The sequence below is a fragment of the Candidatus Poribacteria bacterium genome (assembly GCA_021295755.1).
Lineage (GTDB): Bacteria > Poribacteria > WGA-4E > WGA-4E > PCPOR2b > PCPOR2b.
Genome location: JAGWBT010000121.1, coordinates 1 through 9,349, shown reverse-complemented (window position 1 = coordinate 9,349; position 9,349 = coordinate 1). Strand labels below are relative to the sequence as shown.

Sequence of the window (9,349 nt, the reverse complement as noted above, 5' to 3'; positions counted from 1 at the left end):
CGAGAGGAACGGCAAAATCGTATCAGGTTTTTGCTGTTTTGGAAAAATATCAGACATATGGGCGGTAAGCGTGTAAATCATTATTGACAGGAATACGGATAGAAAGTATAATTTTCCTAAAGGAAATGCAAACTGATGGTAATTCCAAGTCAGAAGTATGGAAGAAAAAAGGAGATAAGGTAGGTTTGGCGTGCCTGGGGCGACTCGAACGCCCAACCTTTAGCTCCGGAGGCTAACGCTCTATCCAGTTGAGCTACAGGCACAGCCTAGATTGTAATAATAATTCACGCACTATAGTTTGTCAAGCAAATTCTGGTTATTTTTCGGGCGCATGGAACTTCTACAGGGACAAGAGTGTTCAATAAGATGAGAGAGCTTGTTCCGACTTCCCAAGGAGGCAGCTAATATGAGACGTCCTTTCCAAAAAGTGTCGATTGTGGCAGTTCTTGTTTTATTCGCATTTAGTATAGGTTCTGACGTTTTTTCAAAAGGCTTCAGATCCAGTGGCAGGAGCTACGGTAGTAGAAGTTATACAAGATCAACCCGAAGCAGCACCTCGTCATCAAGGACTTACGGCAGTTCATCAGTACGTTCAAGCTCCCGAACAGCTAGGGCAAGCACCAGCAGGAGCTACGGCAGTAGCACCGCTAGCTCATCACGATCGAGTACAGCACGGTCCAGCAGCGCTGTACGACAAAGACAGAGCGCAATGAGCAGTGCAAAAACCGGTTCCGCTGTCTCCACGAGAAACATGAGCAGCAGCCAAAGACGGTCTATGCAATCCCAACGACGCCAGCAGACGCGCAACCTCAAGGCGGAAAATCGTAGCCTCAAACGCCAAGTTAGACGTGCAGAGCGAGACACCGCTCGCGCCCGTCGCCAAGCACGTGAGGCGCAGTCTCCAATCACCGTCAATAATTTCGGTATGTATTATCCAATGGCAGGTTACTCGATCTATAGCCTAACTGCTAGTATGGTATTTGCAAATATGATTTCGGGAATCTACTTCCACGATTACTATAACCACCGGCTCCGCCACAGTTGGATGTGGTACTATCACCATCCGAACTACGATAGATCGCATTGGTCGCACGAGCGACAGATGGAGTACGAAAAGTGGCGAGCCTATTATGACAGCCAAGGTATCAAACCAGATTCGCGCTATGTCGATCCGGGAACAAACCGAGACGAGGACTACATTGAATCACATGTCACAGAGAACGCCGATAAATTTTATGGCGAGAATGCTGAAGAGGCGGTGACAGTTGAAGAACTTCCAGACGAAGAGACGCTCCGCAACATTGTATTAGCAAGCGACAGTCAGACCGCCTCAACCTCCGGGGTGCAAACACAATCCCAAACGCAAACACAACCCCAAAAGATTGTTGTTCAGAAAAAGACCTCTGGTGGCACCTGGTTCGTCCTTGTTTTTGGGAGCCTCCTAATTATTGGTGTTGTCGTTGTGATAATGTATAACAAAGGTTACTTCTAACTCAGCTCGGAGCGCAGCGTGGTGCGCCATCCCGCGTTAAAAAAAACATCATAACGCATAAACTAAATCGTCGAATCACTCGTTTTACAGTATTGAGTAGAGGGAAACGCAATGGCACTATTCCGCCGCAAATCAAGAGATGAAAAACCGAAGCGGCACGAATTGTTGGATATTCCGCTTGGAAGCATGATTGAGCTCTCCGATGAAATTACGTTTGAAATCAGCGACGCCGCTTCCCGGACGTTTGAGTTGACGGAGCGGAAAAAGTATGAAGGTCACAGTTTACTGCGTTACATGTATCGTCTTGAGGACGAAGATGAGGTAGTGGTGTTAGGCGTGGATCGGATTGGTGGCACAAACGAATATGAAATCTCCCGCTGGATCATTGACGGCGAAGAAGAGTTATCTGAGGATTTGCCTGATACAATCACGCTTCACTACCCCGATCCTGATGACGAAGACGCCGAAATTGCCGTTGAATACGAGCGGCAGGAGATTGTTCCGGCGGAGATGACCGTTGTAAATCTCCTAGAGATGGAGACATTCGAGGCAGAGTTGCACGAATACACCAGTGAAGATGATGAGATGATGTCTGTCGAATTGGTCGGGAATTGGTTGACCTTCTATGTCGGCGAATCAATCTCATTATCGGATGTCAACATCTACCCCGCTGAGGATGATGAAGAAGAATATATGTAGTAGCCCCAATCTTCGGAAGGTTCTAGTAATGTACAACACTTTTTCCCACTGCATAGGCATACTATTGCATGGGAGGTAGCCATATAATGAGATTAAAAAACCTTGGCGCACTTTTCTTACTCTCACTAGCTTCGATTTACTTCATCTGTCCGGTTCAGTGTGCAGCAATCCCAGAAGCGGATGGGCACACCGGCTCTGATAAGGATTCGAGTCATCATCAACATCGGATTGACTCGCAAACCGTTGATGAAACGAAGCTAGCCACTTGCTGTGAGTCTGGAAATGAACCACCTGCCCCTCACGAAAATCGTCGGGATGGGGAAGGACATTGTTGCCTCAACCAGTGGGACTCGCTTGGAGCAAGCGAACCCCAAGTCGCCTTGCAAATACAAAAAGACTCGTTCTCACTTGTTGTCTTAATCTCCTCAACGCCTCAAATTTCTGCTGACTTTGCCTCTTTCACGACTTATCTGCAGCTTCCCCACGAACCCTATACCGATCCACCCATCCCACAGCTCTCTCCTCGGGCACCTCCGTTTTTTCTCGCCTAATTTTCCTATACACCTTTTTTTTATTTGAAATGTATTGATCGGTTGGTGTATCTGTGCGCCTACGCCACAACACCGCCAGTCTATCTTTGATTATCTTTCATTCCAAACGGAGGTTATTCTCATGTTATCCAGAGTTTTCAATGGACAATTTCTACCCATACTTTTCACGCTGTTTTTACCGCTAGCTATCGGCTGCGGCACCAAAACCGTTGACGTCGCCACATCACAAGACCACCCAGCAAATCCCAACGCCCAACAGGGAGCATCAGCCGATCACCACAATATGCCGATGGCAAAGATGCATAAAGAAAATATGCCAATGACGGAAATGCACGAAGGGGATGCCGATCATAGCAGTGCAGCGCTCTCTCCTGATGGCGCGGACGCCTTGGGTGCGATGCTTGATGCCTACCTTGCCATCGGGAACCAACTGGCTTCCGATACGATGGACGATGTCAATGCGAAGGCACACGCAATAATCGAAGCCTTCCACGCTGTTGAGGCCGAAGTCCCTGCTGAATTGTGGAACGCTCACGAAGCCCACACAGAGATGATTCACGACACCGCGCATAAGCTTGGCAATCTCTCGGACATCAAAGCTGCCCGAATCGCCTACGGCTCACTGAGCGATAGCTTTAAGCACTTTATTGCAGCGGTGGGGGTCCCTGCAAATTATGGGAAGCCGGTCTACAGCTATGTGTGCGGGATGGCACCCGATGTCCCTAAAGCAGGGATATGGATGCAAATTGGTGAGCCCGTTCGTAACCCGTATTTCGGAAGCGCGATGCTCAGGTGTCACACCGCGAAAGAACGGATGTCCGTCTCAAGTGCCGATATGTCTGATGCCAAGGACATGGAATCGCACAAGCATAGTCATTAACACAGGTGAGGAGTTTGACAAATGAACGAAAAAATGAGATACGCCGCGTTATTTTTCGCGGCGTTATTCATACTAGCCGGCTGCGCCGGCGTATCAAAAAGAGTAGCTTTCAGCGAAGTCCAGCAGCAGGTAGATGAGCGTATCGGTTTTCCTGTTCATTGGAATGCGAATACCGATCCGGCTGATGAAGCAGCGCAAACGACTAAAGAATTGCTAGGCAAGCCGTTGGTCGCTGATGCCGCTGTGCAAATTGCGCTGTTGAATAACCGTCGTTTACAGGCAACCTATGAGGATCTAGGTATCGCACACGCCGCTGTCATTGAAGCGGGTACTCCTTCAAATCCTGCTTTTCATGGAGACGCAACCTTTGGGCTTCCACAAGATCCAGATACAGCACACCCCGCTCACGACCACTATGTATTTAAGATTGAGATGGATTTTCTCTCAGTTTTGTATGGGTCAATGCGAAAGTCAGCTGCAAAATCGGAGTTCGAGACGGCAAAACTCCGCGTGACAGCGGCCGTGATGGATTTGGCGGGCCAGACACGCAGGGCGTTTTATCGCGTTCAGTCTGAACAGCAGATGCTGGAAATGTTGCAGCAGGTTGTGTTGGCAAGCGATGCGGGCTACCAATTTGCTAGCCAACTCTACGAAGCCGGGAATATCCCAGAATTGGATCCGCTGCTTCAACGCACGCTTTATGAACAATCGAAGCTAGCACTTACTACTGCAGAGGTAACACTTGCCGAAAGCCGTGAACAACTCAACCGGTTGATGGGTATGTGGGGTCAAGAGACAGCTTGGACAGTTGAAGCTCGGCTGCCAGACATCTCAACGGACCCCATGAACCTTGATAATGTTGAACAGATTGCTATTGAAAAGAGCATAGACCTCGCGATCGCACGAGGAGAGATTGTGTCTTTAGGAAAACAACTTGGTGTGGCAAAGGCAATGTCCCTAGTTCCACGGTTAGAAATTGGTGGAGAGCTTGAACAGGAAGCAGGAGCATGGTCAGCGGGACCCGCACTTGGATTTGAGATTCCCTTGTTTAATCGAAAACAAGGTCAGCGGGCGGCGGCAGTAGCAAAATTGCGCCGACGGCAAGAGGAGTACCACGCACTAGCGGTTGAGATTCGTTCTGTGGTTCGCGGAGCGCAGCGTCGTTTACTGAATGCTCGACAAAACGCGCTGTCCTATCAGAATGAGATACTTCCGCTCCAAGAGAAGATCCTCGAACAGGTCCAGCTACAGTACAACGCAATGCAGGTGGGAACGCCACAGCTGCTGTTAGCGAAACAGCAACAGATTGATGCCGGTCGAAATTACATCCAAGAACTCTACAATTATCATGTTGCACGAGCCGAGTTTGATCAGATTCTTAACGGCCGGCTAGTTATGGATGTACAGGCCGATACACCCCTATCGCAAGGGGAGCGAACTGTTAACGTAGATGCAGGAGGAGGGCATTAAAATGAATCGAAGAAACATGCTGAAAACAGGGGCACTGGTCGGCGGTGCCGTCGCTTTAGGAGCGGCTAAATCCAGCGCGGCAGAACCCCAATGGGAGAAATCTTACGCAGGTGTTGCGCAACAGCCAGCATTGGAGCCGGGGTTGCCTAATAAGCACTATACGCCGGTCATCACGCCGAACATCTCCTCTTTGCCGTGGAAGATTGTCAACGGTGTCAAAGTTTTTCACCTAGTCGCTGAGGAGGTATCGCATAATTTCGCTGCCGGTCTAAGGGCAAACTGCTGGGGGTATAACGGAAAGGTTCACGGTCCCACGATCGAGGCGGTGGAGGGCGAGCGGATTCGCATCTACGTCACCAATAAACTTAAGGCTCCGACATCGGTCCATTGGCACGGGATATTTCTCCCGAACGGGATGGACGGTGTCGGCGGACTAACCCAGCGCGCTATCCAACCGGGCGAGACCTTCAAATATGAGTGGACGGTGCGTCAATCGGGGACCTATATGTACCATTCCCACCATGACGAAATGACGCAGATGGCGATGGGGATGATGGGAATGATGGTTTTCCATCCCAGAAAACCATCGTCCGATTACAAGGTAGATCGGGACTTCGCTATCATGTTAAGTGAATGGCGGATTGATCCCGGCACCTCCACACCCAATCCCAACGAAATGAATGATTTCAACGTTCTGACAATGAACGCGAAGTGTTATCCCGGAACCGAGCCGTTGGTCGCCAAAATGGGGGATCGGGTACGGATTCGCTTTGGCAATCTCTCAGCGATGGACCATCATTCGATTCACCTCCACGGGCATTACTTCAAGGTTACCGCAACCAATGGAGGTAGCATCCCAGTTTCGGCGCAGCATCCCGGTACCACTCTCTTTGTTCCTGTTGGTGACACGCAGGATATTGAGTTTATCGCCAGCGAGCCGGGGGATTGGGGGATGCACTGCCACATGACCCACCACGTCATGAATCAGATGGGACACGATTTTCCAAATGTAGTGGGTATTGAGAAAAAAGCGTTCGATCAGAAAGTTCGTCACCTGCTGCCTGCGTATATGATGATGGGAGAGCACGGCATGGGAGAACACGGGATTCACGTTGAAGCGGGACACATGCCAGTGCCAAAGAACAGCATTCCTATGGTCGGTGCACGGGGTCCCTTCGATTACATCACAATGGGTGGTATGTTTACCATCCTAAAAGTTCGGGAGCAGCTTGCCAGCTATGACGATCCGGGGTGGTACAAACACCCTCCGGGAACAGTGGCGGACGTTGCATCAGCAGAGGAACTTCGCCGCGATCTGGGATAAATAGGGTCCCAGTTTAGAAATGAAGGCACACAGTAGGTCAAGATTCGCATCTCGACATTTGCCTCCAATAAGTTGTAGGGAACAACGATCGTTGTTCCCTACGATACCGATTCTTATTAGGATTACGCCGTTTGCTTGTATTTTCGTGTTCACGCTGAACTCCCGGCAGAGCAACAGGTAGTAACTAGACGACTCGTCGCTACCTTCCCTTGATTCTCTTGACAGCGGCTATCTGTGGCAGTTATACTGATGTCAAAATAGTTTGCAAGGAGAAAAATCGATGAAACCCCAAGCCATTACATTTTGCCGAATCGCCTTTTTCAGTATGTTAATTGCGACCTTGTTCACTTTCGCATGGGCTGAGGAAACACCCCTGCCCCGTGAGAAGTTAATGTCCATTTTGCCAAACGCGACGAACTTTGTGGAAAAGAAGGCGGATCTAACGCCCGAAAAAGTCACTTCCATCGAAGCGGAGATCGGAACAAAGCTGCGTCCCGAAGACTTGAAACCGACATTTTACATCGCTGTCAATGAAAACAAAAAGCCAATCGGGTTAGCTCTGTTTGTATCTGTTAAGGGACCAAACGACCTCATCAGCGGTGGTGTGGGACTCGATATGACGGGAAAGGTAGTCAAGGTTGGGGTACATAAACACAACGAAATCGCTGGAATTGCCAACGACGAATTCCTCAAGCAGTTTAGTGGAAAAGGGATTGAGGATAAATTCAAAGTCGGCGAAGATATTGAACCATTCGCCGGAGAACAAGCAGCCTCTCAAGCCGTCGCACTCATGCCAAAAAAGATGCTTGCCCTCAGTTATGCTCTGTTTTTGAAAAGACCCGCGAAAAGTGAGGAAGATGCCTCAGAAATGATTGAACCTGAAGATCTAAAAGAGGTCATGGCGATGATGAAAGACGAATATGACCTTATCCGTGCGTATTTCCAAAAGGGGGCAGAATCAAAGGATAATGATAAGGCAGCGGCAGTGCAGGCAGCAAAACGGCTTGGCAAGTATACTGAATTAATCGACTATTTTGAACCTCCTAAAAATCCAAACGAAACAAAAGAATATACCTATTTTCAACAACAGTTCCACAGTGCCATCAATGAATTTGCCCAAACCCTTGAGGCAGAGGGCATCTCTGAGAAAACCCAAAAACAGTGGCAGGGAATCATTGATGTGGTCGATAAAGCACATCTCCGCTTCAGCGTGGAGGAGATTGACTTAGATGAAGACTTAAATTAGGAGGGATTGATATGACAAACGTGCCAGAGCAAGGGCAGAAGCGACGCACATTTGTTAAGGCTTGTATGGCAGCCATCAGCGGTATCATCAGTCTAGCAATGGGTGTCCCGCTGATAGGATTTGCCATTTCACCTGCATTCAAAAAAACATCAAAGAAATGGGTAGATCTCGGAATCCTGGATTTGCTAAAGGGGAGTCGCTATAAAAAGATCAACTACACCTTTAATGCCAAAGATGGGTGGGTTGAGACCAACAAGAAACGGTCTGTCTACGTGACAGATCAAGGGGATGGAAATTTCGTGGTGTATTCACGTGTCTGCTCCCATCTCGGTTGCCTTGTTCGATGGGATGAGGGGAAAGATCAGTTCTTCTGTCCATGCCACGGTGCAGTCTTCGACAGTTCGGGAAATGTCGTTGCGGGTCCACCGCCTCGACCGATGGAAAAGCTGCCAGTCAAAGTGGAAGATGGCGTGTTATATGTAAAGGAGTCTTGAACCTCTAAACGTTAAAACGCACCGTCAAAACATCGCCATCCGAAACAAGGTAATCTTTTCCTTCAAGCCGGAGCAGTCCACTATCCCTCGCTTCTGTTAATCCGCCGCAATCCACCAGATCCGCCCAGTGAATGGCCTCTGCACGGATAAATCCTCGCGCCATGTCCGTATGGATTGCTGCCGCCGCGTCAAGCGCGGTCATCCCACTTTTGAGTGTCCAAGCCCGCAACTCATCGGAGACAACAGTGAAGAAGGTCACTAGTCCGAGGGTGCGGTACGAAACATCAATCACTCTCGCCAGAGCGGATTCGTCGAGGCCCATTTCAACACGGAAAATTTTCGCATCCTTCGTGTCCAGCCGCCCAAGCTCCATCTCCAAACTGGCGGAAAGTGTGATTATTTCAATTTGTCGATCGGACACTTCGAGTCCAGCCCTTATTTCGTCTGCCCTTTGCAACTCATCCTCCCCAATATTGAAAACTAACAACAACGGTTTTTGCGTCAAGAATCCGTAACCGCGTATCGTCCGCTCATCTTCAGAGGAAAGCCGCAGCTCTCTAATAGCAGTGCCCTTTTCCAGCGCGTTTTTACATTGTTCTAACACCGAGCGTTCATGTTCTAACACTGGAATTTTCTGTGTCCGGAGTTCCCGGTTGAGCCGATCTAAGCGGCTGTCAATAATCCCCAGATCTGCAAAGGCAAGTTCGATGTCGATCGTTTCGATATCCCGCTCCGGGTGTACATCGCCGTCAACGTGGGGCACAGCGTCATCTGCGAATACACGCACCACATGTGCAAGCGCGTCAACCTCACGGAGTTCAGCGATGGCTCCCGTTTCCAATCCCTCAAGCGCAATATCCCCCTTGGAAACACCGGCGATATCCACATAATCAATGCTTGTTGGAGTCACCCGTTGCGGGTTGAATACCTCCGCTAACGCTGCCAACCGCTCGTCCGGCACTTTCACCGAACCGACATTGGCACCCTTTTTGGCGGCATAAGTCCCTGTTTCTGCTTCAGACTGTGTCAGCGCATTGAACAGGGTAGTTTTTCCAACATAGGGAAGTCCAACGATACCAATTTTCATTTATCAAACCTTCTTTCTAGGCGTCCATTGATGATAGAAAAAGGGATTGCAAGATGTAACAAGAGTTGACTTGACTTCCAGAGTAATGTACAATTGCCCCGCATTC

General features: G+C 49.2%; 10 protein-coding genes and 1 tRNA gene. 8 read left to right on the top strand and 3 right to left on the bottom strand.

Features of this window, described 5'->3' with window-relative positions; genetic code table 11:
* Together J4G02_16725 and J4G02_16720 are read right to left on the bottom strand one after the other, a co-directional pair.
* Positions 1–216: hypothetical protein (locus J4G02_16725; protein ID MCE2396200.1), on the bottom strand; the 216-nt coding region annotated here is incomplete at its 3' end.
* Positions 187–263, bottom strand: a tRNA-Arg gene (locus J4G02_16720). The genes J4G02_16725 and J4G02_16720, both read right to left, overlap by 30 nt.
* 512 nt (positions 264–775) lie before the next feature.
* On the opposite strand from J4G02_16720, the gene J4G02_16715 reads away from it, so the two are divergent.
* The 8 genes from J4G02_16715 to J4G02_16680 all read left to right on the top strand — a co-directional run bounded on the left by J4G02_16715 (position 776) and on the right by J4G02_16680 (position 8,156).
* Complete coding sequence (locus J4G02_16715) at positions 776–1,492, top strand: hypothetical protein (protein MCE2396199.1); 717 nt, start codon at positions 776–778, stop codon at positions 1,490–1,492.
* Positions 1,493–1,603: 111 nt separating this feature from the next.
* Complete coding sequence (locus J4G02_16710) at positions 1,604–2,191, top strand: hypothetical protein (protein ID MCE2396198.1); 588 nt, start codon at positions 1,604–1,606, stop codon at positions 2,189–2,191.
* Between the two features lie 86 nt (positions 2,192–2,277).
* Positions 2,278–2,742 carry a hypothetical protein gene (locus J4G02_16705; GenBank protein ID MCE2396197.1) on the top strand — a complete coding sequence of 155 codons (465 nt, stop codon included), beginning with the start codon at positions 2,278–2,280 and terminating at the stop codon, positions 2,740–2,742.
* Positions 2,743–2,863: 121 nt separating this feature from the next.
* Positions 2,864–3,622: a DUF3347 domain-containing protein gene (locus J4G02_16700; GenBank protein MCE2396196.1), complete on the top strand. Its 759-nt coding sequence runs from the start codon at positions 2,864–2,866 to the stop codon at positions 3,620–3,622.
* 21 nt (positions 3,623–3,643) lie between these two features.
* The gene (locus J4G02_16695; GenBank protein ID MCE2396195.1) at positions 3,644–5,092 is read left to right on the top strand and encodes a TolC family protein; all 1,449 of its coding nucleotides are present in this window, start codon (positions 3,644–3,646) and stop codon (positions 5,090–5,092) included.
* 1 nt (position 5,093) lies between these two features.
* Positions 5,094–6,416 carry a copper oxidase gene (locus J4G02_16690; protein ID MCE2396194.1) on the top strand — a complete coding sequence of 441 codons (1,323 nt, stop codon included), beginning with the start codon at positions 5,094–5,096 and terminating at the stop codon, positions 6,414–6,416.
* Between the two features lie 280 nt (positions 6,417–6,696).
* Positions 6,697–7,662, top strand: coding sequence for a hypothetical protein (locus tag J4G02_16685; GenBank protein ID MCE2396193.1), 966 nt, complete (start codon positions 6,697–6,699; stop codon positions 7,660–7,662).
* Positions 7,663–7,673: 11 nt separating this feature from the next.
* Positions 7,674–8,156, top strand: coding sequence for a ubiquinol-cytochrome c reductase iron-sulfur subunit (locus J4G02_16680; protein MCE2396192.1), 483 nt, complete (start codon positions 7,674–7,676; stop codon positions 8,154–8,156).
* 4 nt (positions 8,157–8,160) lie between these two features.
* On the opposite strand, the gene ychF is transcribed toward J4G02_16680, so the two are convergent.
* Positions 8,161–9,243, bottom strand: coding sequence for a redox-regulated ATPase YchF (gene ychF / locus J4G02_16675; protein ID MCE2396191.1), 1,083 nt, complete (start codon positions 9,241–9,243; stop codon positions 8,161–8,163).
* Positions 9,244–9,349 lie beyond the last annotated feature (106 nt).